Origin of the sequence: Salinispora mooreana (assembly GCF_000379065.1) — a bacterium.
Classification (GTDB): domain Bacteria; phylum Actinomycetota; class Actinomycetes; order Mycobacteriales; family Micromonosporaceae; genus Micromonospora; species Micromonospora mooreana.
The window spans coordinates 296,692-321,626 of sequence record NZ_KB900614.1 but is presented as its reverse complement, the minus strand read 5'-3'; the positions used below and the strand labels follow the sequence as shown (position 1 = coordinate 321,626).

General features: G+C 70.3%; 29 protein-coding genes. 27 read left to right on the top strand and 2 right to left on the bottom strand.

Annotated elements, in window-relative coordinates:
• Positions 1 to 100 precede the first annotated feature (100 nt).
• The 17 genes from SALPAC6_RS0101490 to SALPAC6_RS0101410 all read left to right on the top strand — a co-directional run bounded on the left by SALPAC6_RS0101490 (position 101) and on the right by SALPAC6_RS0101410 (position 16,248).
• On the top strand, positions 101 to 1,525 hold the full coding sequence (locus SALPAC6_RS0101490) for an FtsW/RodA/SpoVE family cell cycle protein (RefSeq protein WP_397538794.1): 1,425 nt from the start codon (positions 101 to 103) through the stop codon (positions 1,523 to 1,525).
• A complete protein-coding gene (murG, locus tag SALPAC6_RS0101485; protein ID WP_020493529.1) occupies positions 1,525 to 2,631 on the top strand; it encodes an undecaprenyldiphospho-muramoylpentapeptide beta-N-acetylglucosaminyltransferase in 1,107 nt (368 codons plus the stop codon). Before SALPAC6_RS0101490 ends, murG begins: the two co-directional genes overlap by 1 nt.
• Entirely contained in the window at positions 2,628 to 4,172 is a 1,545-nt protein-coding gene (gene murC / locus SALPAC6_RS0101480) for a UDP-N-acetylmuramate--L-alanine ligase (protein ID WP_018251674.1), read from the top strand. The genes murG and murC overlap by 4 nt, the downstream gene beginning before the upstream one ends.
• Before the next feature lie 32 nt (positions 4,173 to 4,204).
• Positions 4,205 to 4,987: a cell division protein FtsQ/DivIB gene (locus tag SALPAC6_RS0101475; protein ID WP_018251673.1), complete on the top strand. Its 783-nt coding sequence runs from the start codon at positions 4,205 to 4,207 to the stop codon at positions 4,985 to 4,987.
• 224 nt (positions 4,988 to 5,211) lie between these two features.
• Positions 5,212 to 6,327, top strand: coding sequence for a cell division protein FtsZ (ftsZ, locus tag SALPAC6_RS0101470; protein ID WP_018251672.1), 1,116 nt, complete (start codon positions 5,212 to 5,214; stop codon positions 6,325 to 6,327).
• Positions 6,328 to 6,336: 9 nt separating this feature from the next.
• Complete coding sequence (locus SALPAC6_RS0101465) at positions 6,337 to 7,083, top strand: YggS family pyridoxal phosphate-dependent enzyme (protein WP_018251671.1); 747 nt, start codon at positions 6,337 to 6,339, stop codon at positions 7,081 to 7,083.
• A gap of 187 nt (positions 7,084 to 7,270) precedes the next feature.
• Positions 7,271 to 7,954: a cell division protein SepF gene (locus SALPAC6_RS0101460; protein ID WP_018251670.1), complete on the top strand. Its 684-nt coding sequence runs from the start codon at positions 7,271 to 7,273 to the stop codon at positions 7,952 to 7,954.
• Between the two features lie 30 nt (positions 7,955 to 7,984).
• Positions 7,985 to 8,293: a YggT family protein gene (locus SALPAC6_RS0101455; protein WP_018251669.1), complete on the top strand. Its 309-nt coding sequence runs from the start codon at positions 7,985 to 7,987 to the stop codon at positions 8,291 to 8,293.
• A 41-nt stretch (positions 8,294 to 8,334) separates the two neighbouring features.
• Entirely contained in the window at positions 8,335 to 9,147 is an 813-nt protein-coding gene (locus SALPAC6_RS0101450; RefSeq protein ID WP_018251668.1) for a DivIVA domain-containing protein, read from the top strand.
• 112 nt (positions 9,148 to 9,259) lie between these two features.
• Positions 9,260 to 9,808: a hypothetical protein gene (locus SALPAC6_RS0101445; protein ID WP_188115228.1), complete on the top strand. Its 549-nt coding sequence runs from the start codon at positions 9,260 to 9,262 to the stop codon at positions 9,806 to 9,808.
• Positions 9,798 to 10,115 (top strand): DUF167 domain-containing protein, encoded by a 318-nt coding sequence (locus SALPAC6_RS0101440; RefSeq protein WP_026189225.1) that lies wholly within the window; start codon positions 9,798 to 9,800, stop codon positions 10,113 to 10,115. Before SALPAC6_RS0101445 ends, SALPAC6_RS0101440 begins: the two co-directional genes overlap by 11 nt.
• A gap of 410 nt (positions 10,116 to 10,525) precedes the next feature.
• Complete coding sequence (locus tag SALPAC6_RS0101435) at positions 10,526 to 10,945, top strand: TraR/DksA family transcriptional regulator (protein ID WP_018251665.1); 420 nt, start codon at positions 10,526 to 10,528, stop codon at positions 10,943 to 10,945.
• A 62-nt stretch (positions 10,946 to 11,007) separates the two neighbouring features.
• Positions 11,008 to 11,703 carry a signal peptidase II gene (lspA, locus tag SALPAC6_RS0101430; RefSeq protein WP_018251664.1) on the top strand — a complete coding sequence of 232 codons (696 nt, stop codon included), beginning with the start codon at positions 11,008 to 11,010 and terminating at the stop codon, positions 11,701 to 11,703.
• Positions 11,700 to 12,644, top strand: a complete 945-nt coding sequence (locus SALPAC6_RS0101425; RefSeq protein WP_018251663.1) for an RluA family pseudouridine synthase — start codon at positions 11,700 to 11,702, stop codon at positions 12,642 to 12,644. Before lspA ends, SALPAC6_RS0101425 begins: the two co-directional genes overlap by 4 nt.
• Before the next feature lie 47 nt (positions 12,645 to 12,691).
• On the top strand, positions 12,692 to 13,879 hold the full coding sequence (locus SALPAC6_RS0101420; protein WP_018251662.1) for a hypothetical protein: 1,188 nt from the start codon (positions 12,692 to 12,694) through the stop codon (positions 13,877 to 13,879).
• A gap of 62 nt (positions 13,880 to 13,941) precedes the next feature.
• Positions 13,942 to 15,363, top strand: coding sequence for an AAA family ATPase (locus SALPAC6_RS0101415; RefSeq protein WP_018251661.1), 1,422 nt, complete (start codon positions 13,942 to 13,944; stop codon positions 15,361 to 15,363).
• 57 nt (positions 15,364 to 15,420) lie between these two features.
• Positions 15,421 to 16,248, top strand: coding sequence for a DUF2567 domain-containing protein (locus SALPAC6_RS0101410; RefSeq protein WP_018251660.1), 828 nt, complete (start codon positions 15,421 to 15,423; stop codon positions 16,246 to 16,248).
• Here SALPAC6_RS0101410 and SALPAC6_RS0101405 read toward each other — a convergent pair.
• Positions 16,163 to 16,861, bottom strand: a complete 699-nt coding sequence (locus SALPAC6_RS0101405; RefSeq protein ID WP_018251659.1) for an LON peptidase substrate-binding domain-containing protein — start codon at positions 16,859 to 16,861, stop codon at positions 16,163 to 16,165. The two genes, SALPAC6_RS0101410 and SALPAC6_RS0101405, sit on opposite strands and share 86 nt — an antisense overlap.
• 106 nt (positions 16,862 to 16,967) lie before the next feature.
• Here SALPAC6_RS0101405 and hisD point away from each other — a divergent pair, with 106 nt between their 5' ends.
• The 10 genes from hisD to hisF all read left to right on the top strand — a co-directional run bounded on the left by hisD (position 16,968) and on the right by hisF (position 24,389).
• Positions 16,968 to 18,290 (top strand): histidinol dehydrogenase, encoded by a 1,323-nt coding sequence (gene hisD / locus SALPAC6_RS0101400; RefSeq protein WP_018251658.1) that lies wholly within the window; start codon positions 16,968 to 16,970, stop codon positions 18,288 to 18,290.
• The gene (locus SALPAC6_RS0101395) at positions 18,287 to 19,363 is read left to right on the top strand and encodes a histidinol-phosphate transaminase (protein WP_018251657.1); all 1,077 of its coding nucleotides are present in this window, start codon (positions 18,287 to 18,289) and stop codon (positions 19,361 to 19,363) included. The genes hisD and SALPAC6_RS0101395 overlap by 4 nt, the downstream gene beginning before the upstream one ends.
• Entirely contained in the window at positions 19,360 to 19,971 is a 612-nt protein-coding gene (gene hisB / locus SALPAC6_RS0101390) for an imidazoleglycerol-phosphate dehydratase HisB (RefSeq protein ID WP_018251656.1), read from the top strand. Before SALPAC6_RS0101395 ends, hisB begins: the two co-directional genes overlap by 4 nt.
• Positions 19,972 to 20,002: 31 nt before the next feature.
• Complete coding sequence (locus tag SALPAC6_RS29610) at positions 20,003 to 20,176, top strand: hypothetical protein (protein WP_018251655.1); 174 nt, start codon at positions 20,003 to 20,005, stop codon at positions 20,174 to 20,176.
• Positions 20,173 to 20,841 (top strand): imidazole glycerol phosphate synthase subunit HisH, encoded by a 669-nt coding sequence (hisH, locus tag SALPAC6_RS0101380; protein WP_018251654.1) that lies wholly within the window; start codon positions 20,173 to 20,175, stop codon positions 20,839 to 20,841. The genes SALPAC6_RS29610 and hisH overlap by 4 nt, the downstream gene beginning before the upstream one ends.
• Positions 20,834 to 21,157: a hypothetical protein gene (locus tag SALPAC6_RS0101375; RefSeq protein ID WP_026189224.1), complete on the top strand. Its 324-nt coding sequence runs from the start codon at positions 20,834 to 20,836 to the stop codon at positions 21,155 to 21,157. The genes hisH and SALPAC6_RS0101375 overlap by 8 nt, the downstream gene beginning before the upstream one ends.
• A 16-nt stretch (positions 21,158 to 21,173) precedes the next feature.
• Entirely contained in the window at positions 21,174 to 21,899 is a 726-nt protein-coding gene (priA, locus tag SALPAC6_RS0101370; protein WP_018251652.1) for a bifunctional 1-(5-phosphoribosyl)-5-((5-phosphoribosylamino)methylideneamino)imidazole-4-carboxamide isomerase/phosphoribosylanthranilate isomerase PriA, read from the top strand.
• A gap of 152 nt (positions 21,900 to 22,051) precedes the next feature.
• Complete coding sequence (locus tag SALPAC6_RS0101365) at positions 22,052 to 22,501, top strand: MarR family winged helix-turn-helix transcriptional regulator (protein WP_018251651.1); 450 nt, start codon at positions 22,052 to 22,054, stop codon at positions 22,499 to 22,501.
• Between the two features lie 5 nt (positions 22,502 to 22,506).
• The gene (locus SALPAC6_RS0101360) at positions 22,507 to 23,511 is read left to right on the top strand and encodes an NADP-dependent oxidoreductase (protein ID WP_018251650.1); all 1,005 of its coding nucleotides are present in this window, start codon (positions 22,507 to 22,509) and stop codon (positions 23,509 to 23,511) included.
• A gap of 110 nt (positions 23,512 to 23,621) precedes the next feature.
• A complete protein-coding gene (hisF, locus tag SALPAC6_RS0101355) occupies positions 23,622 to 24,389 on the top strand; it encodes an imidazole glycerol phosphate synthase subunit HisF (protein WP_018251649.1) in 768 nt (255 codons plus the stop codon).
• 34 nt (positions 24,390 to 24,423) lie between these two features.
• Here the strand turns inward: hisF and SALPAC6_RS0101350 are convergent, their stop codons facing one another.
• A complete protein-coding gene (locus SALPAC6_RS0101350) occupies positions 24,424 to 24,885 on the bottom strand; it encodes a hypothetical protein (protein ID WP_018251648.1) in 462 nt (153 codons plus the stop codon).
• Positions 24,886 to 24,935: the final 50 nt, after the last annotated feature.

Here is a 24,935-nt window from a genome sequence, read left to right as displayed (position 1 = left end):
GACGGGGCGGCGCTGGCTGCCGGGAGGTACGCGTACCGTCGAGGGTCCGCCGGCAGCGCGGCCACCGAAGGAACCTCCTGATGCTCCGCCCCTGAGCGGACTGAGCGCCGCCGGCGGACTGGCCGCGCTGCGTGGCCTGCTGGACCGGCCGTTGGCCTCCTACTACCTTTTGCTGTTCAGCGCCGGCCTGCTGCTGCTGATCGGTCTCACCATGGTTTTCTCGGCGACCAGCGTGGAAGACTTTGCCGAGCGCGGCGATGCCACCGCGTCGTTGACCGAGCAGGCCATCTTCGCGGTGTTCGGGATCGTGGCCTTCTGGGCGTGCCAGCGGCTGCCGGTTCGCACCTTCCAGGCGGTCGCCTGGCCGGCCCTCTGGGGCACGGTGGGGTTGCTGCTGCTCCTGAACCTGTTGCTCGCGCTCAGCTCACTGGCCGGTGTCGAACAGGTTGGCCCGTTCTCCGTATACATAAACTGGCTGTACATCGGGCCGTTCCAGCTCCAACCCTCTGAGCTGGCGAAGTTCGCCCTCGTCCTGTGGGGGGCGGACGTGCTCGCCCGCAAGGGCGCCAAGCTCGGCTGGTGGCGGGAGTTGGCCACGCCGCTCTTCCCGGTGCTGGGGCTGCTGTTCGTCCTGGTCGGCTACAACGACCTGGGCACGATGCTCTGTCTGCTGGCCCTGGTCGTCGGGCTGCTCTGGGCGGCCGGGGTGCGGTTGCGGGTCTTCGCGATGCTGGGCGCGATCGGCCTGTTCGGTGTCGGTCTGCTGGTGGCGGTCGCTTCACTCGGTGCTGGGTCGAGCAGTGCGGGCGAGGAGGGCGGGGATAACTTCCGGCTGGCGCGGCTGACGAATTTCGTTAACCCGCCACCGCTTGACACCTGCAAGTTGCACGACTGCTACCAGATGCTCCAAGCACGGTACGCGATCGAGCACGGGGGCTGGTTCGGCACCGGGCTGGGCAAGAGTTCCCTGAAGTGGGGCTCCCTTCCGGCGATGGAGAATGACTTCATCTTCGTGATCATCGCTGAGGAGCTGGGTGCCGTCGGGTGCGGTGTGGTCGTGGCGCTCTTCGCGGTGCTCGCGTATACCGGGCTGCGGATCGCCCGCCGGGTGACCGGCCGGTTCCGGCAGCTCGCCGCCGCCGCGGCTACCGCCTGGCTGATCGGCCAGGCAGTGATCAACATCGGTGGTGTGATCGGGTTGCTGCCGCTGACCGGCGTGCCGCTGCCGTTCATCTCCGACGGCGGGAGCGCCCTGGTCGTCACGCTCGCCGCGGTCGGCATGCTCGCCTCGTTCGCCCGGGCCGAACCTGATGCGGCGAGAGCCCTGCATGCCCGTCCGCCGGCCCGATGGGTCCGACTAGTCTGGGCCCCGTTGCCGCCGCTTCCCGGCCGGCGTCGCCCGGGCGCCCCACCAGCTCCCCGGGTCCGGGCGCCCCGGGGGCGGTATGAAGACGACCAGGCCGCTCCGCGTGCCGCCCGGGCGAACCGGGCCCGGCGCGGGTCGGTGGAGGAGAGGAGACGGTGATGGGTCCGCTGCGTTCGGTGGTGCTTGCGGGAGGTGGCACCGGGGGGCACATCTACCCGCTACTCGCCTTCGCCGACTGCCTGCGCCGGCACGACTCCGGCATCCGGATCACCTGCCTGGGCACCCCGAAGGGGCTGGAGAACGAGCTGATCCCGCCCGCCGGGTATGACCTGCGTCAGATCCCCGCGTACCAGCTTCCCCGCTCGGTCAACCTGGACTTGGTGAAAACCCCGGGCCGGATGTGGACCGCGGCCCGGGCAGCCGGCAAGGTGATCGACGAGGTGCAGGCCGATGCGGTGGTGGGGTTCGGCGGGTACGTCTCGGTCCCGGCGTACCTCGCCGCCTGGCGACGTGAGCTGCCGATCGTCATCCACGAGGTCAATGTGCCGCCGGGGGTGGCCAACCGGCTGGGCATGAAGTTCACCAAGCACGTCGCAGTGGGCTTCCCGCACCAGCCGGCGCAGGCCGAGTCGCTGCGCGAGGCCCGGGTGGTGGGAGTGCCGCTGCGCCGGGGCATCGCCGGTCTGGACCGGGCCGCCATGCGCACCGCCGCCCGCGCCCACTTCGGTCTCCGTCCGGACCTGCCGGTGCTCTTCGTCGCCGGCGGATCGCAGGGCGCCCGCTCGATCAACCTGGCGGTCAGTGGGGCAGCCAAGGAGCTGGCCCGGAACGGAGTGCAGGTGCTGCACGTGGTCGGTGCACGCAATGAGGCGGTGTCGGTGCCGACCGACCTACCCGCACCGTACGTGACGTTGCCCTACCTGTCGCAGATGGAGCTGGGGTACGCCGCGGCCGACCTGATGCTCGGCCGGGGCGGGGCGATGACCTGCGCAGAGGTGGCGGCGGTGGGGCTGCCGACGGTCTATGTGCCGTACCCGCACAGCAACCAGGAGCAGCGACGAAACGCGTTGCCGGTGGTGGAGGCTGGGGGCGGACTACTCGTTGACGACGCCGAGCTGACGCCAGCCTGGGTGGAGAGCACGGTGATCCCGTTGATCCGTGACCCGCACCGGCTGGCCACGATGGGGGCTGCCGCGGCCGCGTACGGGCATCGCGACGGCGACGAAGCACTACTCAACTTTGTCTATGAGGCGGTGGTCCGGTGAGCGGGAAGAGTGCGGCGAGGTTCTCGCCGGCCGGTCGGCTGACCGCGGAGGACCTCGGCGTCATCCACCTGATCGGGGCGGGTGGGATCGGGATGAGCGGCCTGGCCCGGCTCCTCCTCACCCGCGGGATCTCGGTCTCCGGCAGCGAACTGCGTGAGTGGCCATCCCTGGCGGGCCTGCGGGCGCTGGGTGGCACCATCCACATGAGTCACGAGCTGGCCAACCTCGATGGCGTGGACACCGTCGTCTACTCCTCGGCAATTCCGCCCGACCATCTCGAGCTGGTGGAGGCGCGCCGTCGGGGTCTGCGGGTGCTGCACCGTTCCGAGGCGCTTGCCGCGGCGATGACCGGCCGGCGGACGGTCGCGGTGGCGGGTACCCACGGCAAGACCACCACCACCTCAATGGTGACCATGGTGCTCCAGCAGGCCGGGGTGGATCCGTCCTTCGTGATCGGCGGGGAGATATCCGAGGTTGGTTCCGGTGCACACCACGGTACGGGGGAGTACTTCGTGGTGGAGGCGGACGAGAGCGACCGCTCCTTTCTGATCTATCGGCCATTCGTGTCGATCATCACCAATATTGAGGCCGACCACCTGAACACCTACGGCGACCTGGCCAATCTGGAAGCGGCCTTCGCTGACTTCGCCCGCCTTACCGACCCGGATGGTTTCATCATCACCTGCGCTGACGACGCGGGTGGCCGGCGACTGGCCGAGACGCTGCGGGCCGAGGGGCGGCGGGTGTACGCCTATGGCACCTCGGCCGACGCGGACCTACGGCTGACCGAGATGGCCTCGTCCACCCGGGGTATCCGCTACCTCGCCGAGATCGATGGCCGGTCGTTGGGCGAGTTCCGGCTGCCGGTGCCGGGGCGACACATGGGTCTCAACAGCGCCTCGGCGGTGCTCGCCGAGTACCTGCTGGACCTGCCGCTGGAGGCGGCGCAGGCCGCGCTGGCGGCCTTTCCCGGCGTGCGGCGGCGTTTCGAGCGTAAGGGTGTCGCGGACGATGTGCTGGTCTACGACGAGTACGCCTACCACCCGACACCTATTGCGCTGGCCCTGCGGACGCTGCGGGAGGTGGCCGGTGACGGAGGGCTGATTGTGGTGTTCCAGCCCTACCGGCTCTACCGCACCCGGGATCTGCAGGCGGAGATCGCCGCGGCCCTCGCCATCGCTGATGAGTTGGTGCTGCTGGAGGTCTTCGGCCCCGGGGAGTTGCGGGAGCCGGGGGAGGGATCAGCGGCATTGATCGAGGCGGTGCCGTTGCCGGCCGACCGGAAGGTCTTCGTGGACTCCTGGGAGGCGGCGCCGATCGAGGTGGCCCGCCGGGCCAAGCCGGGCGATGTCGTGGTGACGATGGGCGCGCCGCCCAGTTCACTCATGGGCGACCAACTACTCGACGCGTTGTCGAAGCGGGACGCGGCGGGCTCGACCGGCACCGTGCCCGGCGGTGACGTTGGGCGTGCGACGACGATGGGGGGCACCGTACCCGGCGTCCCGGGTAGCTCCACTCCAGATACTTCCACCGCCGGATGAGCTCGGGGCCTACGCGTCGGCGTACCTCCGGAGTGGAGGGGGTCGCCGGCCGCCGGGGGCCGGTCCGCCGCTGGCAACTGGTTCGGGCCGGCCGGGACGCGGTGCCCGCCTCAACCCGACGGTTCATGGCCCGGGCCCGGCGGCGCCGAATGCGAGCGGTCCTGCCCTGGGCGCTCACGGCTGGCGGACTGGCGCTGGCGGGGTTGGTCGGCTGGGTGCTGGTCGGCACTGGCCTGTTCGGAGTGCGTGAGGTGCGGGTGGAGGGCGTCGAGTTGGTGACCCCGGTCGAGGTGCGTGACGTCGCCGGTGTGCCCGACGGCACGCCGTTGGTCCAGGTGGACCTTGCGGCCACCGCGGAGCGCATCGGTGGCCTGCCGGCGGTCGAGCGGGTTGACGTGACGCGGGACTGGCCGGATGCCCTCGTGGTCCGGCTAACCGAGCGGACCGGTGCGGCGGTGGTGCCGCAGGAGGGCCAGTTTCTCGTCGTGGATGCCGCGGGGGTCGTCTTCCGTCGGCTGTCGGCTCCCCCCGACGGCCTACCGGTGATCCGGCTGGAAGCGCCGGGGCCGGCCGATCCGGAGACCCAGGCCGCTCTGGCGGTGCTCGCCGAGCTCACCCCGCAGCTACGGGCCGAACTCGTGGACATCACGGTGGAAGGGCTGGCCCGACTCATGCTTCACCTGCGCGATGAGCGGCGGGTGGTGTGGGGGGACGCGACCCGGGGGGAAGATAAGGCGCGAGTCGCCACCGCTTTGCTGAACGGGGCGGCGGCCACGATCGATGTCAGCGCTCCGGACGTGGTGACCGTCCGGTGATGTGTGATCTGCCCGCCGGGCGACACGCCGCCGGGTTGCTTGGCACATTGGGCGGAGGCGCTTACGTTGCCCCGAAGAGGATCAGTGGTTGACATAAATGTAACCCTCTAGTAGAGGGTGAGGGTTTACACCGAGCCCTGGTGATGGCCGCGTCGTCAACCGTTGATCCTGGGCAAGCCGAGTGGCGCGGCCCATGCCAATCTCGAGGGGGAAAGGACCTTCAGATGACACCTCCGCACAACTACCTGGCGGTCATCAAGGTCGTCGGTATCGGTGGCGGCGGCGTGAACGCCGTCAACCGAATGATCGAGGTTGGGCTCAAGGGCGTCGAGTTCATCGCGATCAACACCGATGCGCAGGCACTGTTGATGAGTGACGCCGACGTCAAGCTCGACGTGGGGCGGGAACTGACCCGTGGCCTGGGCGCCGGTGCCAATCCGGACGTCGGAAAGAACGCGGCCGAGGATCACCGCGACGAGATCGAGGAAGTCCTGAAGGGCGCCGACATGGTCTTCGTGACCTGCGGTGAGGGCGGTGGCACCGGCACCGGCGGCGCTCCGGTGGTGGCGAACATCGCCCGCAAGCTTGGCGCGCTCACCATCGGCGTGGTCACCCGGCCGTTCTCGTTCGAGGGCAAGCGCCGTCAGGTGCAGGCTGAGGCCGGCATTGACGAGCTGCGGAACCAGTGCGACACGTTGATCGTGATCCCGAACGACCGGCTCCTCGCGCTCGGTGACCGGAACATCTCCATGATGGATGCCTTCCGCACCGCGGACCAGGTGCTCCTCTCCGGTGTCCAGGGGATCACCGACCTGATCACCACTCCCGGTCTGATCAATCTGGACTTCGCCGATGTCAAGAGTGTGATGAGCGGTGCCGGCAGCGCGCTGATGGGAATCGGTAGTGCCCGGGGTGAGAACCGGGCGGTGGAGGCGGCCGAGGCGGCCATCTCCAGCCCGCTGCTGGAGCAGAGCATGGACGGTGCGCGCGGCGTGCTGCTCTCGATCGCTGGCGGTTCCGACCTGGGGCTGTTTGAGATCAACGATGCGGCGCAACTGGTCACCGACGCGGCCCACCCGGAAGCCAACATCATTTTCGGTGCGGTGATCGACGATGCCCTCGGCGACGAGGTGCGGGTCACCGTCATCGCCGCGGGCTTCGACGGAGGCGCGCCCGCATACAAGGCGGCCGAGCCGGCCCGCAAGACGAATCAGAATCAGCCGGCACCGGCCACGCCAGCGGTACCGGCGCCGTCCACCACCCCCGCCCCGCAGCAGTCGCCGCGTCGGGTTCTCTTCGACGATGTCGATGTTCCCGACTTCCTCAAGAACGGTTCCTGAGCCCCACCGATGACCAACACCCCCGCCGCGGCGCCCACCAACCGGAACGCCGATCTCGCAGCTGGCCTTGCCCGAGTCCGTACCCGAATCGCCGACGCCTGCGCGGCGGCCGGTCGAGACCCCGGGGAGGTGGCCATGATCGCGGTGACCAAGACGTACCCGGCGAGTGACGTTGTCGCCCTGGTGGGTCTCGGGGCCGTCGAGGTGGGGGAGAACCGGGACCAGGAGGCCGCGGCGAAAGCCGCCGAGGTGGCTGCGGCGGGGGTGACGCCCCGGTGGCACTTCATCGGCCAGCTGCAGCGGAACAAGGCGAAGTCGGTGGTCCGATACGCCGATGTGGTGCAGTCGGTCGACAGTGTCCGGTTGGCCCGGGCATTGGATCGGGCCTCGGTGGCAGAACGGGATCGGCCGTTGGAGGTGCTCCTTCAGGTCAGCATCGACGGGGCGGTGGGTCGTGGCGGTGCGTTGCCCGACTCCGCCGACCCGGACGTGGGGCTCGATCCGGTGGCCGAGCTGGTGGCCGGTGCCGACGGGCTGCGGCTCGGCGGGTTGATGGCGGTGGCGCCGCTGGGCTGGGAGCCGGACCGGGCCTTCGCCCGGTTGGCGGAGGTGGCGGCCGGGTTCCAGGTCCAGCATCCGCAGGCGACGTTGTTGTCGGCTGGTATGAGTGGGGATCTTGAATCGGCGATCCGGCACGGCGCGACACATGTCCGGGTGGGCAGCGCGTTACTCGGAATGCGCCCCACGCTGCGGTAGCCTGACCGCCAGGAGCAAATTACATCGGTGTTGTTTGGTGGGAGTGGCATTCCTCTCGTCGGGGTTGTGGCGCGCGACGCGAAGCGCGCGCCCGGGGGGTGTCGATCCGGCGAGCAGAGATGATCCACTTGCGGCAGGCGACACGGCACGGGGGTGCGTGCCGTAGGGCGGATGGGAAGGGCGCGGGATGGGTGCGCTGCGCAAGGCGGGGGTCTGGCTCGGTCTGGTCGAGGAGGACGACGAGCGGGCCTACGACGATGGTGGCTACGACAAGGGGGGGTACCTCGAGTCACGGTATCGGTCGAGCCGATACTCCGAGGACTTCGGAGACGACGACGATGTCGAGGAGGCTGCTCCGCCCCGTTCGCGGCTCGGTGACCGGGGGCGTCTCGAGCGGGCCGCGGCCCGCTCGAGTGACGTGGATCACCATGAGGAGGGTGAGCAGTCGGAGCGGGTCGAACGCACCAGCGTCCGGTCGATCACCCGGCCCGCCCCCGAGTCGTCTGGAGCGCTGACTTACCACACCCGCGACAACCTGGCCCTGGCGCCGCAGGCGCCGGTCCGGGAGCGGGTGCCGGCGGAGGAGGAGCAGCGCTACCAGATCACCACGCTGCACCCGACGACCTACCGCGAGGCGCGGACGATCGGCGAGCACTTTCGAGACGGTGTCCCCGTCATCATCAACCTGACGGAGATGGATGAGGCGGATGCGCGGCGACTGGTTGATTTTGCCGCCGGGCTGGCGTTCGGGCTGCGCGGTACGATCGAGCGCGTGACCAACCGGGTGTTCCTGCTTTCGCCGGCCAATGTCCAGGTCACCGCGGAGGACAAAGCCAAGATCGCTGAGGGCGGCTTCTTCAGCCTCAGTTGATCAGCCCGAGTGCAAGGGACGTCGCCAGCCGTGTTGTCAATCCTGCTCCAGGTTCTGTATCTGGTCTTGTTTGTCTTTCTTCTTATCCTGTTGTCCCGATTTGTGTTGAGTGCTGTGCTTCAGTATGGCCGGCGTTGGCAACCAGGGCGTGGGGCGTCGGCGGGGCTGGAAACCGTGTGGAGCGTCACTGATCCCCCGCTCCACGCGTTGAGGCGTGTGATCCCTCCGCTGCGAATTGGTACCGTGAGCATCGACCTGGCCTCCCTTGTGCTCCTGGTTATCCTGTTCGTGCTGATGGAGTTCGTGTTAGGGCCGTCGATCAACAGGACCGCTGGATGACCGATGCGCTTTCGCGGCCGCAACTGACCCGAGGAGTTTCGATGCCGCTGACCCCGGCCGACGTTCACAACGTCGCCTTCAAAAAGCCGCCGATCGGCAAGCGGGGGTACGACGAGGAGGAGGTCGATGCCTTCCTGGACGAGGTCGAGCGTGAGCTGGCCCGTCTGATCGAGGAGAACAACGAGCTGCGCGCTCAGGTGGAGCGCGGTGGCCGTGGCGGTGGCCCCGCCGGTCCGGTCGGCCCCGCCGGTGACGCCCGGCTCGCCGCGGAGCTCAATGACGTGAAGGCCCAGCTCGACCGGGTCCAGCGGGACAAGGCCGGGGCCGAGCAGGCAGCCCGCGCGATGCAGGCGGAGCTGGAGCAGGTCCGCGGCGCTGGTGCCGTGCCGGCCGGCGGCGACGGCGAGCAGCAGGCGCTCCGGGTGCTGATGATGGCCCAGCGGACCGCCGACGATCACGTCACCGACGCCCGACGGGAAGCTGACCAGGTGCTCTCCGAGGCTCGGTCCAAGGCCGAGGAGGTCACCCGCGAGGCGCGAGCCAAGGCCGACGCCCTGGAGCGGGACGCCCGCCAGCGGCACCAGGAGGCCATGGGTGGCCTGGACACCAAGCGCACCGCATTGCAGAAGCACATCGAGGAGCTCAAGCAGTTCGAGCGCGAGTACCGCACCCGCCTCAAGGCGTACCTGGAGAGTCAGCTGCGTGACCTTGACAGCCGTGGGCAGGGCCCGGATGTCGAGATTGACCGGACTGATGGTGGAGGGCGTGCCGGTGGTGGAAACGGCCTCGCCGCTGCGGGGCTCGCCGGCTCCTACGGCGGCGGTCGCCCTGGTGCGCTGGAAGCCGGTCGCTGACCACACCGGCCGGCGGTCGTCGCGCTGACGGTCGCCCGGTCTCGCTCAGAATCGGAACGAGACGCGGGAGTGGGCTTTGATAGTCGCCAGTATCCTGCTCATTCTCGTTGCAGTGGTGTTGCTGGTGGCTGGCCTCGCCGATGGATCCAGCCTCCTGCTGATCGTCTCCATCGCCGCCAGTCTGCTGGCCGCCGTCGCGCTCGTCGTGGGTGCCCGCCAGGCAGCCGCGGCCCGGGCTGCGGCGGAGCGGACCCCGTACGAGGCTGATCGAGGCGGTGGGAGCGCCGACCGGCAGCCGGGTGGCGTCATGCTTCCTGGCCAGGATCTTCCCCCGCCGATCGACCATGGCGGCACCGGGTGGCGGCAACCACCCGGGCCGCCGGTCACAGTCGCCGAGCCGGTTGCGAACGACGAGCCAGCTGCACAGTCGGTCTCCCCGATGGAGGCAGCACGGCTGTCCCGACTCGACCGGGAGGTGTGGGTGGTTGACGGCCACCCCCGCTACCACCTGGCCGGCTGTTCTCGGCTACTCGGCGGGCCCGAGCCGCTTCCCGTCGCCGAGGCAGTAGACCTCGGCTTTACCCCGTGTGCCCACTGCGCCCCGGTCGCCGCCTTGTTGACCGAGGAAGGGCGGATCGCCAGCGGCGGCGCTGGTGCCTGAGGCACCCACCGCCTGCGGCGGTGACTCGTTGACCGTCGCGGTCCGGATCAAGCCGGGATCGTCTCGGTCCCGGGTTGGGGGCCGCTATCTGGGTCCTTATGGCCCTGCTCTGGTTATCGCGGTGACGACACCACCGGTGGGAGGGCAGGCCACCGAGGCGGCGCGCCGTGCCCTCGCCGAAGCGCTCGGAGTCCGGCGGAGAGCGGTTTCGCTGGGCGCTGGGGCGGCCAGCCGAAACAAGATCTTTTATGTCGGTGGGGTCGGCGCCGAGATCACCCAGACGCTGCACCAGCTCCGCGACGGATAGGGCGGGGTGGCCACCACGTGCCCTGGCCTTGCCTCTGGTACCTGGGCCGGCCCCTGGTATGTGGCCCGGCCCTCGGTTCTCCGCCCGATACCCGCGACGGCGGACGCTTCCGAGGCTGCTGCGCGAGTCGGAGCCTGGCAGCGGCGGGCGGCGTGGGTTTGGCGATTACGGCGAGGGCCGGAGCGATCGGTCTGCTAGCGTTCTTTTTGCCCGAGATGTGTTAATTCGGGGTGGGCGTCAGGGCGTCGGTGCGCCACATTGTCGGACGCCTGTACGTTCCGTATCCTTGCGAACCTCCGGAGTGCGCGGCCGTATGGCTGCGCGCCCGTTTTGTACCTGGGGGCGCCGAACGCGGCGGCCTCTGTCCAGGTGCCGCGGTCCTCCGCGGCTCCGCGGCTAAGGGAGCGACGATGGCGAAGCCAGCCGACACCAGGACCGCCGGCCGTAAGCCGGCGACCAAGTCCACCCGCAGCGCAGCGGAGACCGAGAAGATCCGGGTAGCCCTGGCAGCGCGGCGAGACGAGCTTCGCGCCGAGTATGATCAGACGTTGAGCGAGATCACCGAGCTGCAGCGCGACCGGCTGACCGACTCGGCCGGGGATGACCAGGCCGATACCGGCACCAAGACGTTCGAGCGGGAGCAGGAGATTTCCCTCGCGAACAGCATCCTGGAACGGATCACGCAGGTCGAGCGGGCGCTGGAGCGGCTCGATGAGGGTGGCTACGGCTGGTGCGAGCGGTGCGGCAACCCGATCCCGGTGGAGCGGCTGGCTGCCTTCCCGTCGGCGACCCTCTGCGTGACCTGTAAGCAGCTGGCGGAGCGACGCTGAGACCTCGCTCCTCAGCAGCCCGGTGAGGCGGCGCCGCCGCCGCGAGCGTCGATGGGGAGCAGATGACCGCAGGACCGACCCCGGGATCCGGCCGCGCTGAGGCGGCCGGATCCGCCGAGCCGGTGGGCAGCCCGGCCTCCGAGCCGGACGGTGCCGTCGAGGCGGACCGGCCCGTCGAGGCGGACCGGCCCGTCGAGGCCGCCGGTGCGACGACCCGCCGCCGTGCCGCGTCGATCCTGTTCGGCATCGGCCTCACCGTGCTGGCGCTCGACTTCGGGACCAAGCATCTGGCGCTACAGACGTTGGAGGGTCGGGAGCCGGTCGAGCTCCTGGGCGGCCTGGTCTACCTCAGCCTCACCCGCAACAGCGGCGCAGCGTGGAGCATCGGCGCTGACCACACCTGGATCTTCTCGCTGATCACCATCCTCGTGATCGGCTGGATTCTCTGGACGGCCCTGCGCCTGCGCTCTTCACCCTGGGCGGTGTCGTTGGGGCTGGTGCTTGGCGGGGCCCTCGGTAACCTGATGGACCGGATCTTCCGCGCTCCGGGCTGGTTCGTCGGTCACGTGGTCGACATGATCAGTGTCCTCGAGCCGTACGGCCGGGCATTTCCGGTGTTCAACGTGGCCGACAGCGCCCTGGTCTGCGGCGTGTGCCTCGCGGTGCTCCTTGAACTGACCGGCCGCCAGCGCGACGGTAGCCGGCTCGGCCGGGACGGACGACGGGCAACCCCCACCGCGCCGCGGGAGCGGGCATGACGGCGGCGTACACGGCCGGCGGTGGCCAACGATCGCTGCCAGTCCCGGACGGACTCGACGGACTCCGCCTCGATCAGGCCGTCGCGCGGCTCTTCGGGCTCTCCCGGACGACCGCGGCGGCCCTGGTTGACGCGGGTGCCGCACTGGTTGACGGCGTGGAGCGGGCTAATTCCTACAAGATTCGGGCCGGGTCCTGGCTCGAGGTGACGCTGCCGGCGCCGGCGGCTCCGCCGACCGTCGTGCCGCAGGCGGTGTCCGGCCTCCGCGTGGTGTATGCCGACGACGACATCGTGGTGGTGGACAAGCCGATCGGCGTGGCCGCCCACCCCAGCCCCGGTTGGACCGGACCGACCGTGGTCGGTGGGCTTGCCGCGATCGGCCACCGGATCGCCACCAGCGGCGCGGCAGAGCGGCAGGGCGTGGTGCACCGGCTCGATGTCGGCACGACCGGGATCATGGTGGTGGCCAAGAGCGAGCAGGCCTACACCGTCCTGAAGCGGGCGTTCAAGTACCGCGAGGTGGAGAAGCGCTACCACGCCGTGGTGCAGGGGCACCTCGATCCGTTGCGCGGCACCATCGATGCTCCGATCGATCGGCACCCACACCACGACTACCGCTGGGCGGTGGTCTCAGGTGGTAAGCCCAGCGTCACCCACTACGACACGCTTGAGGCGTTTCCGGCGGCCAGCCTGGTGGACGTGCGGCTGGAGACGGGCCGTACGCACCAGATCAGAGTGCACTTCTCGACGTTGCGTCATCCCTGTGTGGGCGACCTCACCTACGGAGCCGATCCCACCCTCGCCAAGCGGCTCGGCCTGGATCGGCAGTGGCTACATGCCCGGGAGCTGGGGTTCCGCCATCCCCGAACGGGGGCGGAGGTCTGCTTCGTCAGCGACTACCCTGACGACCTGGACCGCGCGCTGGGAATCCTGCGGGACTAATCGCGCGATGACCTGACCGATCCAACGCGACGAGGGGGCCTCCGTCCGTGCGCTCCGGTGACCTGCTGCGGCAGCTGGACCAGCGGCTGTTACCCCACCTCGTGGGCGCGGCGAACCGGCTGGGCCAGGGCCCTGCCCAATCCGGGGTCCTGCTCGCGGCGGTGCTGCTCTCCTGCCTTGCGGTGACGGCCACCGCGGTGTGGGCGATTGGTGCTCCGCCGGCCGGCGCCCCCACCGCGGACGGGGTCACCCGGGTCGGGGTGGCCGCCGGGGAGTCAATTCCCGGCTACCTGCAGGACGCCACGGACGACTTGGCGGCCCTACCGACAGCGTCCCCGTCTCCGGAGGACGACACCTTCGCGCTGGTCTCACTGTCGACGTACCTGACGCCGCATCAGGCCGCCAGCGTCTTCGGTGACGTGCCGGTCGCCGCTGTCATCGGCCGGGTGCCGTTACCGGAGCGGCAGACCGAGGTTGTCCGGATCGGCGTGCCGGGCCTGCCGGGTGACGTGATCACCGCCATGGCTGACCTGGCGGCTCGTAAGGAACGGGAGGCGGGTGACTATCGGGCCCGGGCCGCCGCGGTCAGTGACGGGAGGCCGGAGCAGCGTGAGCAGCGCACGCTGTATCTCAGCGCGGCGCAGATGGCGGAGGCCGAAGCCAAGGCATACCGCGGCGGGTGTGCCTGTGTCTACGCGGCGGTGGTTCGCGCAGAGCCGGTGGAGCTGCGTCAGGTGGCGTCCCAGCCGGATGTGCGGGTCGTTGACCCCGCGCCGGAGGTGCGTCGGCTGGACCGCACCGTCTTCACCCCACCCCTGCCGGAGCAGGATGTGGTTGCGCACCCCCTCACGGACTCTGATCTGGCCACCCCCGATCCGGTTGTTCCCGATCCGGCTGTTCCCGACCCGGTTGTTCCCGGCCCGGTTGTTCCCGATCCGGTGGTCCCAGATCCGGTCACCACCCCCACGCCGGCCACCCTCACTCCGGAGGCCCCGGATTCGGACACCCCCACCCCGGATCCCGAGCCGGTCCCCCCCAGCCCGCCGACGCCGACGGAGGAGACTGTTGCCGACCCAGCCCCGGAGGGGAGGAAGTCACCATTGATTTCGCCCAGCTCCGGCTACGCTGACGCGGCGTCACCCACGCCGGCTACCTCGGCGAACGCGGTCGGCGGCGGGGCATCCGAGCCGGTTTCGGAAGGGGCGGTCGGCCCGGTGGCAGGCGGACCGGTATAGCCCTAATAGGCTTTCGTTCGTAGCCTGTCAGGCGGGGCAGCACGAAGCTGGGAGGGCGAGCCGTGGAGGGCAGCGAGACCGGCTGGGGTCAGCCGGCCGAACCGGCACCGCGGTGGCGGGCGTTGCTCGACCGGGCGCGGCTCGGTAGCCGCGCGGCTGAGCCAGCCGGGCCGGAACGGTCGGAGCCTGCGGCCCCAGCCGAGCCATTGCCGCGACGGGCCGCCGGCAACGGTTACGCGGCCCGCGTGCCGGGCCCCGGCTCGACGCCCGCCGAGTTGCCGTATGGCGCGGAGGCACGAACCTACGGGGCTGATCCGCGGGACGCGGGGCACCGAGGTGAGCCGGCATATCGGGCCGAGCCGGGATTTCCGGCCGAGCCGGCGGATGGGGCCGCTCCGGGCTTTCGGACCCCGTTGGTTCCGGGGCCCGAGCCCCGCTACTCCGAACCGGAGTCACCGCCGGTGCCGTCCCGCTACGCATTGCTCGACAATGGTTACCGGCACGCGCCGCCGGCAGAGAACGGCTACCGGTCCGAGCCGGCCTATCAGGCTGATTCCGGGTATCGCTCTGAGAACGACTATCGGTCTGTGCCGGCGTATCGGTCGGAGCCGGCGCACCAGCCCGCGGTAGGCCGGGGCTATGCCCGGGTGGAGTGGCGGCAGCCCGCAGCGACAAGTGGATCGGAACGCGCGGCCACCGTACTTCGGGGGGAGCTCGGTGGCCCCCGTGTGCTGGCGTTCGCGAATCCCAAGGGTGGCGTGCACAAAACCACTGCGACCGTGCTGGCCGCAGCGACCGTCGGCAGCGTGCGTGGCCGAGGCGTGCTGGCCTGGGACGACAACGAGCTACGGGGCACGCTCGGGCTGCGTGCGGGCAGCGCCCGGCATGCCCGCACCATCCGGCACCTGATCGGCGACCTCGCGCACATCGAGATCAAGGAGGGGCGGGAGCTGCTGGACCAGCTCGACGACTATCTCCGGCACGCCTCGGACGGCTCGTACGACGTGCTGGCGGGTGAGGAGAGCCCCCGTTTCGCCCAGCGGCTGGACCAGTTCACCGTCCGGCGGGTGCTGGAGCTGCTCCGCCGCACCCACGACGTGATCTGTGTGGACACCGGCAACAACGTGGAGAGCCCCAACTGGCGTACCGTCATGCAGGCGGCCGACCAACTCGTGGTCACCACGGTGCCGCGGGAGGACGCCGCCTTCAGCGCTGACTGGATGCTCGACCTGCTAGCCGAGGTGGGCATGGGGGAGTTGGCCGACAACGCGGTGACCCTGATCTCGTGCCCGACGCCGGGGCGCAGTGCGCTCCGCGCCGACCTGGAACGACACTTCGCCACCCGGACTCGGGCGGTGACCGTGGTGCCGTATGACCCGATCCTGGAGTCCGGCTCGTCAATCGAGTACCACCAGCTTCAGCCGGCGACCCGGGAGGCGTGGCTGAGCGCCGCCGCGGTGATGCTGGAGCCGTTCGCCCGCTGAGTGGGCGTGTCGTCCACCGGCGCCACACGGCGCCGCCACTCCTGAGAGGATCACCGGGTGAGCGCGGACACCCCCGACCCCGACCGGCCCGGTTCCAGGGCCGTACCGCCGTACGGCGAGTCGCCGGGCGATGGCCCCACCTCGCCGTACCCGGATCGTGCTTCGGCCGCCGGACCGGTGCCGCCCGCCGCGTTGACCTGGTACGGAGCGCCGCCAGTTGCCGAGGCGCCGCAGCCCCGGCTTCGGCCGCAGCTCTCGTGGGCGGCGGCGGGAGCGTTCGGAGTGGTGATCCTCGGTGTCCCGCTGGGGTTGCTCTGGGCCACGCTGGCCCCCGACACCCCGGTGATGCAGACCGAGTCGGGCGCTGTCTACGGCGAGTCGCAGCCGGAGCAGCCGATTGCTGCCGACGGTTGGTTCAGCCTGCTCGGTCTCGGCTTCGGCCTCTTGGTCGCGGTCGGCCTCTGGTTCCTGCTGCGCCGCTCCCGGGGTCCGATCGGACTGGCTGCCGCCGTGCTGGGGTCGCTGGGCGCGGCGCTGGTCGCCTGGCAGGTCGGCCAACGGGTGGGGCTGGCCACCTTCGAGCACCTGTTGGCGACCGCCGCGGAGGGGCAGACGTTCGGACAACCCGCGCGGCTGCGGGCCGGGGGAGTGGAGTGGGTGGGTCTACTGCCGGTGCCGTACGGCAACGTGCTGCTGCCCGCGTTTGGTGCGGCGGTCGGCTACACCCTGCTGGCGGGCTGGTCCCGTTGGCCGTCGTTGCGCCCGGAGCCAACCCCCGACGGGTCAACCGGGCCAGGCGTCAGTTGGGCGTCGGTGGAGACGCCAACTCCTTCAGCGGCACCGGAACCGCCCGGACCTGGCGCAGCAGAGCCGCCTCGCGGGTGAGCAGCCTCAGCTCGGCGCGGAGCCGGGCAGCGGTGTCGTCGATGGCGAGCAACCGCTGCCGGTCGGCAAGGGTCAGTGCGGCCGTCGCGGCGACCAGGTGCGACAGGACCGTCGGATCCTCCGGGAGCTGCTCCGAGGCCTCCTCCGGGTCAGCCCGGATCAGGCCCAGGTACTGCCGGAAGACCGTGGTCACCTGGACGGACAACTCTCCGGCCTCATCCGGGGAGTGCGGCTCGGGCAACCATTGGACCTCGGCAGTCAGGTAGGGCGCGCTGGCCCGGTCGATGCTGTCTATCCGGAACCGTTGCCGACCCACGGTGACGATGTCGTAGCCCCCGTCCGGCAGCTCGGTCACCTGACGCAGCTCGGCGGTGCAGCCCACCTCGTGCAGCGTGAGGTCGTCGTCGGGCAACGGGCGGCCGTCCGGGGCGGTGGGAGCGACCTCCCAACCGGCCTGGATCGCCACTACGCCGAACTCGCGCGGCGCCTGCTCCGGCAGGGCGAGTAGGTGGCGCACCAGTGCGCGGTATCGATATTCGAAGATGTGCAGCGGCAGCACCAGGCCGGGGAAGAGGACGGTCCCGAGCGGGAACACCGGCAGCCGTGCAGTCACGGATCGAGGGTAGCCCGATCGGCCTCCGGAGGGTGTGTCTCGGCTCATCGTCTCGTCGTGTGGGCGTGCCGGTCAGCCCGGACTCGAGCCGCCTAGACTTGCAAGGATGTTGCACCGGATCGACCTACGTGGCGGGGTTCGTGACCCGCGCCGCCTGCTGCCCCGTGCCCGGCTCGATGTCTCCGCGGCTGTCGAGCAGATCCGCCCGCTCGTGGCGGAGGTGCGGGAGCATGGCTACTCGGCGATCCGGGCGGCGAGTGAGCGGTTCGACGGGGTCTCGCCGGAGGTGCTGCGGGTCCCGGAGGAGGTGATCGCCGAGGCCGAGGGGAAGCTCGACCCGCGGGTCCGCGTCGCCTTGCTGGAGTCGATCAACCGGGCCCGGCGGGTGCACGCCGCGCAGCGCCGCAGCGACCACACCACGCAGGTCGTACCTGGTGGCACGGTCACCGAGCGTTGGGTGCCAGTTGATCGGGTCGGGCTCTATGTGCCCGGTGGCCTGGCGATGTACCCGTCGACGGTGGTCATGAACGTGGTGCCCGCGCAGGAGGCCGGGGTGCGTTCGTTGGTCGTGGCCAGTCCACCGCAAAAGGACAACGGCGGGTTGCCCGACCCGCGGGTACTCGCCGCCTGCGCCCTGCTCGGGGTGACCGAGGTGTACGCCGTCGGCGGCGCGCAGGCGGTGGCGATGCTCGCGTACGGCAGTCCGGTTGACCCCGACAGCACCGCCTTCTGCGCGCCGGTTGACCTGATCACTGGCCCGGGCAACATCTGGGTCACCGCCGCCAAGCGGTTGCTGCGAGGCCTGGTCGGCATTGACGCCGAGGCCGGCCCCACCGAGATCGCGATTTTGGCCGACCACACCGCCGATCCGGTGCATGTGGCCGCCGACCTGATCAGCCAGGCTGAGCACGACCCGCTCGCGGCGAGCGTGCTGGTCACACCGTCGGTGGAACTGGCTGACGCGGTGGACCAGGAGTTGGCCCGGCAGGTACCGGCGACCCGGCACACCGAGCGGGTCGGCACCGCGCTCGCTGGGGAGCAGAGCGGCATCGTTCTCGTTGCGGACCTGGCGGCCGGGCTGCGGGTGGTGGACGCCTATGCGGCCGAGCATCTGGAGATCCAGACCGAGAATGCCCGCGAGTGGGCGCTGCGGGTGCGCAACGCCGGGGCGATCTTCGTCGGTGCCTGGTCACCGGTGTCGCTTGGCGACTACTGCGCCGGCTCCAACCATGTGCTGCCCACCGGGGGCTGCGCCCGGCACTCGTCGGGTCTGTCGGTGCAGTCCTTTCTGCGCGGTGTCCACCTGGTGGAGTACACGCAGGACGCGCTGCGGGACGTGGCGCCGCACGTGGTCACCCTGGCAACGGTGGAGGACCTGCCGGCACACGGTCAGGCGGTCACCGCTCGGCTGTCGGAGGGCGCATCGTGACCAGCCTGGACGATCTGCCGATCCGGGCGGACCTACGCGGCCTGACCCCGTACGGGGCGCCGCAGCTGGACGTGTCGGTTCGGTTGAACACGAACGAGAACTCGTACCCGGTGCCGGACGCGGTGGCCGAGACGATCGGCAGGGCGATCGCCGCCGAGCTGCGGGACCTCAACCGGTACCCGGATCGGGACGCGGTGGCGCTCCGTGGCGACTTGGCGGCGTACCTGGGTGCTGGGTTCAATCTTGATCAAATATGGGCGGCCAACGGCTCCAACGAGGTCCACCAACAGCTGCTCCAGGTATTCGGTGGGCCGGGACGAACCGCGCTCGGTTTCCTGCCGGCGTACTCGATGCATCCGCTGCTGGCGCTCGGCACCGGCACCCGGTGGGCGCCGGCCCGGCGCGGCGTCGACTTCGGGCTGACCGTCGCCGAGGCGGTGGCGCAGGTCCGTGAGCACCGTCCGGACGTGGTGTTTCTCTGCTCGCCGAACAATCCCACCGGTACTGTCCTGGACCTGGCCGTGGTCACCGCGGTGTTGGCCGAGGCGCCGGGGATGGTGGTGGTTGACGAGGCGTACGCGGAGTTCGCCCGGGCCGGCACGGTCAGCGCCCTGTCGCTGTTGGGTGACCACCCCCGGCTGGTGGTGACCCGTACCATGAGCAAGGCGTTCGGGTTCGCCGGCGGTCGGCTGGGCTACCTGGCCGCCGACCCGGCGGTGGTGGCGGCCGTGCAACTCGTCCGGCTGCCCTACCACCTGTCGGCGCTGACTCAGGCGGCGGCGCGGGCCGCCCTGGCGCATCGCGACGAGTTGCTGAGCACCGTCTCGGCGATCAAGGTGCAGCGGGACCGGATCGTGACCGAGCTCCGTGCTCGCGGGCACCGGGTCGCCGACAGCGACGCCAACTTCGTGTTGTTCGAGGTCGGCGGGGACCAGCGCGCCGCGTGGCAGGTCCTGCTCGACGCCGGGATCCTGGTTCGTGATGTCGGCCTGCCCGGCTGGTTGCGGGTCACCGCCGGCACCCCTGCCGAGACCGATGCCTTCCTGATCGCTGTGGAGAAGCTTTCATCATGAGTCGTACTGCCCGGGTCGAGCGGGTCACCAAGGAAACCAAGGTTCTCGTCGAGATCGATCTCGACGGTAGCGGCAAGGCCGATATCGAGACCGGGGTCGGTTTTTACGACCACATGCTGCACCAGATCGCCCGGCACGGCGGGTTTGACCTCACCGTGCACACCGTCGGCGACCTTCACATCGATGCACATCACACGATGGAGGACACGGCATTGGCGCTGGGCGCCGCGGTTGATCGCGCGCTGGGTGACCGGGCCGGCATCCGGCGGTATGGCTCGGCTACCGTTCCGATGGACGAGGTGTTGGTCCGGGCCGCCGTTGACCTCTCGGGTCGGCCGTACGTCGTGCACGACGAGCCGGCGCTCGCCCCGTACATCGGACCGGTCTACCCGACCAGCATGACCCGACACGTCTGGGAGTCCTTCGGTCAGTCGGCCCGGGTCACGCTGCACGTTGACGTGCTGCGGGCGGCCCGGCCGGGCGGGCACCCGGACGCCCACCACGTGGTGGAGGCCCAGTTCAAGGCGGTGTCCCGGGCGTTGCGTGAGGCGACGGCCGTGGACCCCCGGTTTGCCGGCGTGGTGCCCAGCACGAAGGGAAGATTGTGAGGACCGTGGTCGTGAGTAGAGGGCGGCGCTGATGGCTGGGCTGCTACCGACCCTGCTGCTGATTCTGGCTGGGGTGCTGGTCGGCGGGGCGCTCTCGTTGCACCGTCAGGGGGTGCCGCGTGCGGTGGTGCTCACCACCGCGGCGCTGGCCATGTTGGCGGCGGTCGCCGGGGGTCTGTGGTTGCTGCCGGGGGAGGGCTCGTGAGCCGGGTCGTGGTGCTGGACTACGGGTCGGGGAATCTTCGCTCCGTGGAACGCGCCCTCGCGGCGGCCGGCGCGGAGGTGACGGTGACCGACGATCTGGCCGCTGCTGCCGAGGCGGACGGCCTGGTGGTTCCCGGCGTCGGGGCTTTCGCCGCCTGCATGGCGGGAATAGCGGCGCTGGGTGCCGGTCCGGTGATTGTCGAGCGGGTCGCCGACGGCCGTCCGGTGCTCGGTATCTGCGTCGGCATGCAGGTTCTCTTCGAGCGTGGTGCCGAGCATGGTGTGGTGACTGATGGGCTCGGGCTGCTGCCCGGGCAGGTGGGGAAACTCCCCGCTGCGCGGCTGCCGCACATGGGCTGGAACACGGTCGCTCCGCCGGCCGATTCGGTGCTCTTCGCCGGCTTGGCCCAGAGCCGGTTCTACTTCGTCCACTCATACGCGGCGGACGGGGTGGCCGCGCTGGCCGCTGCCGGTGTTGCCGTGACCACCGCCGACCACGGGGCGGAGTTCGTGGCGGGCGTGGAGCGGGGTCCACTCAGCGCCGTCCAGTTCCATCCGGAGAAGTCCGCCGACACGGGTGCCGCGCTGCTGCGCAACTGGTTGAGTACGTTCTCGTCGAGCGTCCAGCCGGCGACCGGCCACTCTGCCGGGGGCGTCAGTGAGTAAGGAGCGGGCGCGGCGTCGGGCTGCCCGGGAGGCGGAGGCAGCACAGCGGCGGGCGATGCGGCAGCGGCAGCTCGCCCGGCAGGCTCAGCGGCGCGCGCTGCTTCGTCGGCTGACCCCGACGGTACGCCGGGGGCGGATCGGCCGGCTGCCTCGGCGAACCCGAGGCGAGCGCGCTGCGATCGTGCTGTCGACGGTGGCCGTGATCCTGATGATCTGGACCCTGGTAGATGATCTTGCGTTGCGGTTCGGGCTGGTCGCGCTCCTGCTGCTCGTACTGCCGGCGATCGTGGTGATCGCCTTGGACCGTCGTTCCTGATCCGAGGAGAGTTTCTGTGAGCCTCACCCTTTTGCCCGCCGTCGATGTCGCTGACGGGCAAGCGGTCCGGTTGGTGCAAGGCGCCGCCGGTAGCGAGACCGTCTACGGCGATCCCTTCGAGGCCGCGCAGGCCTGGCAGCGGGACGGAGCGGAGTGGATTCACCTGGTTGACCTGGATGCGGCCTTCGGCCGGGGCTCCAATGCGGAGCTGCTCGCCGACGTGGTGCGTCGCCTGGACGTGCGGGTGGAGCTCTCCGGCGGAGTGCGGGACGATGCGTCGTTACAGGCTGCGCTGGCGACCGGGGCTGCTCGGGTCAATATCGGCACTGCCGCGCTGGAGGATCCCCAGTGGTGCGATCGGGTCTGCGGCGAGTACGGCGACCGGGTGGCGATCGGCCTCGACGTGCGCGGGCAGACCCTCTCCGCCCGGGGCTGGACCCGGGACGGTGGTGATCTGTGGGAGGTGCTGGCGCGGCTGGACCGGGCCGGTGCATCCCGGTACGTGGTCACCGACATCACCAAGGACGGCATGATGCGCGGGCCGAACCTGGAGCTGCTTCGTGAGGTCTGCGCCCGCACCAGCGCTCCGGTGATCGCGTCCGGTGGTGTCTCGACCCTGGCCGACCTGCGTGCGTTGGCTGCCCTGGAGCCGGTCGGGGTGGAGGGGGTAATCGCCGGCAAGGCGCTGTATGCGGGTGCCTTCACCGTGGCCGAGGCGTTGCGGACCCTGGCCGACGCCTGATTTCACCCGGCGCTCCTGCCACGCTGGCGCCCGCCGAGATGTTGGGTCCGCGGGTGGGTTGTGTTCTTCCTCGTACCGGTGGTTGCGGAGCCAGGAGGCGCGTAGCGCGCAGTTCAGTGGTGCACAACTGAACTGCGCGCTACTCTTTTTGCGTGACCGATGATCTGGTGCTGCGGCGGCAGGTGTGTTTCGCGCTCTACACCGCGTCGCGCGCCATGGTCGATGTCTACCGGCCCATCCTCGCCGAGTTCGGGCTGACCTATCCGCAGTATCTCGTGCTGTTGGTGCTCTGGGAGGGCGAACAGGAGCCGCCGCCGACGGTCTCTGGCCTCGGCACCCGGCTGCAGCTGGACTCCGGAACGCTCTCCCCGCTGCTCAAGCGGCTGGAGGCGGCGGGCCTGGTGGTCCGGCGCCGATCGGCGGCCGATGAGCGACGGGTGGCGGTGGAGCTGACCCCGGCGGGATGGGCCCTGCGCGGGCGCATGGCCGACGTTCCACGCCAGCTTGCCCAGGCGACCGGGCTCGACGCCGACGATCTCGTCGTCCTGCGCGACACCCTCACTCGGATCACCAGAACGATCCACCAACACAAGGAGCGGTAGCACTCATGAGCAAGACCGACAACCGTGAGATCCAGCTAGCCTCGCGGCCGCAGGGCTGGCCGACCGAGGAGAACTTCCGGTTGGTCTCCACCGACATCCCCACCCCGGGCCCGGGGCAGATCGTGGTTCGGAACACCTTCATCTCCGTCGACCCGTACATGCGGGGGCGGATGAATGACGTGGCCTCCTACGTCCCGCCGTTCGCGCTGGACGCGCCACTCGACGGTGGGGCGGTCGGTGAGGTGGTGGCGAGCGAGGCCGACGGCTTCGCCCTCGGGGACACCGTGCTCCACGGGCTCGGCTGGCGGGAGTACGCGCTGCTGGACGCCACGACCGTCCGGAAGGTCGACCCTGCCCTCGCCCCGGTCAGCACGTACCTTGGGGTGCTGGGAATGACTGGGCTCACCGCGTACGCCGGACTGCTCGAGGTCGCCGCGATGCAGCCGGGGGAGACCGTCTTCGTCTCCGGGGCGGCCGGCGCGGTGGGGAGCATGGTCGGCCAGATCGCCAAGCTTCGCGGGGCTAGCCGGGTGGTCGGCAGCGCCGGCTCGCCGGCAAAGGTCGAGCGGCTGCAGGCGCTCGGCTTCGACGCCGCCTTCGACTACCACGACGGACCGGTGCGGGAGTCGCTGCACTCCACCGCGCCGGACGGGATCGACGTCTACTTCGACAACGTGGGCGGCGAGCACCTGGAGGCGGCGATCGGCGCGATGCGGCCGAACGGCCGCGCCGCGATCTGCGGGATGATCGCGCAGTACAACGCGACCGAGCCGCCAGCCGCCCCGCGCAACCTGGCGATGATCATCAGCAAGCGGCTCACCCTGCGTGGCTTCATCGTCTCCGACTACGGGCAGCTGGGCGAGCAGTTCGTGCAGGAGGTCGGCGGCTGGCTGCGCGACGGGAAACTCACGTACGACGAGACGATCATCGACGGCATCGAGAACGCTCCGGCGGCCTTCCTGGGCCTGCTCCGTGGCGAGAACCTTGGCAAGATGCTGGTTCGGATGTGAGCAGGGGTTCCGCCCCGCCTCGGCGGTAGGACGCAGCGTCCCAACGCGATCCGCCGATGACCGGTGGCACACGTCGACCACCGGCGGATCGCGTTGGCTAGGCTGGTGGCATGTCCCTGGCCGTACGCGTGATTCCCTGCCTTGACGTAGACGCCGGGCGGGTGGTCAAGGGCGTCAACTTCCTCAACCTGCGGGACGCGGGTGACCCGGTGGAGCGGGCCGCGGCGTACCACCGGGCAGGCGCTGACGAACTGACGTTCCTGGATGTCACGGCCTCGGTGAGCGACCGCGGCACGATGTTGGACGTGGTCCGCCGCACCGCGGAGTCAGTCTTCATTCCGCTCACCGTCGGTGGCGGGGTGCGGCAGGTCAGTGACGTTGACGCGCTGCTGCGCGCGGGCGCGGACAAGGTCGGCGTGAACACCGCCGCGATCGCCCGCCCCGAGCTGATCGCTGAGATCGCGGAGCGGTTCGGTCGGCAGGTACTGGTGCTCTCCCTCGATGTACGGCGCACCTCTTCCGCCGCGATGGCCAGCGGTTTCGAGGTGACCACGCATGGCGGCCGGCGTGGTGCCGGCATCGATGCCATCGACTGGGCGCGGCGTGGCGCCGAGCTGGGTGCGGGTGAGATCCTGCTCAACTCGATGGATGCCGACGGCACCAAGACCGGCTTTGACCTGGAGCTGATCCGCGCGGTGCGGGCGGTGGTCAACGTGCCAGTGGTCGCCAGCGGGGGCGCGGGCGAGGCGGGCCACTTCCCGCCGGCGGTTGACGCCGGTGCTGACGCGGTGCTCGCCGCGAGCGTCTTCCACTTCGGCCAACTCACCGTCGGCGAAGTCAAGGACGCGCTTCGCGGGGCCGGTCACCCGGTTCGCTAACCCGTTTCGTCCGCCATCGGGCGGGCCACGCCGGTCAGTCCCGGCGGGCGTGGTTTTCGACGGAACGTCGCGGCGTCGGGATGGAACGTACCGCGTACTCCTGGACCGCCGCCGCGTGCTCGGCCTCGTCCAGATGCCAGTCCGCGTCGCCCGGGGTGTGCCGACGGCTCAACGCGCCCTGCACGGTGTCGACTGTGGTGGCCAGGCCGGCGTGGGGGCGGGTGCGCCAGAGCCGTTCGCCCTCCGGTGTGATCCGGAACCAGCCGTCGGTGACGCTGACCAGGCCAGCGCCGACCAACCGGCGGATCGCCACCTCGACCTCCTGCCGTTCGGGGATGGCGCGGTTGAGGTGGTCGGCGGTGGAGAGAACGTCGGTGAGACGGACCCCCAGGGGCCGCCGGCTGGACACCGCTCGGCGGTGCCGGCCGGCGCCATGTGCGATCACCAGCGAAACGAAGATCCAAGCGTCCGTCCACTGCCACTGTCTCTCCCCCATGGCCAGATTGTGCCGATCCCCCGCCGGAAAGGAAACACCTCCTCCCATTG

Bases quoted from the DNA above. Each gene is read 5' to 3' on its own strand.
- hisD (WP_018251658.1), top strand. From the start codon at position 16,968: ATGTTGCACCGGATCGACCTACGTGGCGGGGTTCGTGACCCGCGCCGC.
- SALPAC6_RS0101465 (WP_018251671.1), top strand. From the start codon at position 6,337: ATGACCAACACCCCCGCCGCGGCGCCCACCAACCGGAACGCCGATCTC.
- SALPAC6_RS0101425 (WP_018251663.1), top strand. From the start codon at position 11,700: ATGACGGCGGCGTACACGGCCGGCGGTGGCCAACGATCGCTGCCAGTC.
- lspA (WP_018251664.1), top strand. From the start codon at position 11,008: ATGACCGCAGGACCGACCCCGGGATCCGGCCGCGCTGAGGCGGCCGGA.
- SALPAC6_RS0101460 (WP_018251670.1), top strand. From the start codon at position 7,271: ATGGGTGCGCTGCGCAAGGCGGGGGTCTGGCTCGGTCTGGTCGAGGAG.
- ftsZ (WP_018251672.1), top strand. From the start codon at position 5,212: ATGACACCTCCGCACAACTACCTGGCGGTCATCAAGGTCGTCGGTATC.
- hisF (WP_018251649.1), top strand. From the start codon at position 23,622: ATGTCCCTGGCCGTACGCGTGATTCCCTGCCTTGACGTAGACGCCGGG.
- SALPAC6_RS0101450 (WP_018251668.1), top strand. From the start codon at position 8,335: ATGCCGCTGACCCCGGCCGACGTTCACAACGTCGCCTTCAAAAAGCCG.
- murG (WP_020493529.1), top strand. From the start codon at position 1,525: ATGGGTCCGCTGCGTTCGGTGGTGCTTGCGGGAGGTGGCACCGGGGGG.
- hisB (WP_018251656.1), top strand. From the start codon at position 19,360: ATGAGTCGTACTGCCCGGGTCGAGCGGGTCACCAAGGAAACCAAGGTT.
- SALPAC6_RS0101360 (WP_018251650.1), top strand. From the start codon at position 22,507: ATGAGCAAGACCGACAACCGTGAGATCCAGCTAGCCTCGCGGCCGCAG.
- SALPAC6_RS29610 (WP_018251655.1), top strand. From the start codon at position 20,003: ATGGCTGGGCTGCTACCGACCCTGCTGCTGATTCTGGCTGGGGTGCTG.
- SALPAC6_RS0101350 (WP_018251648.1), bottom strand. From the start codon at position 24,885: ATGGGGGAGAGACAGTGGCAGTGGACGGACGCTTGGATCTTCGTTTCG.
- SALPAC6_RS0101435 (WP_018251665.1), top strand. From the start codon at position 10,526: ATGGCGAAGCCAGCCGACACCAGGACCGCCGGCCGTAAGCCGGCGACC.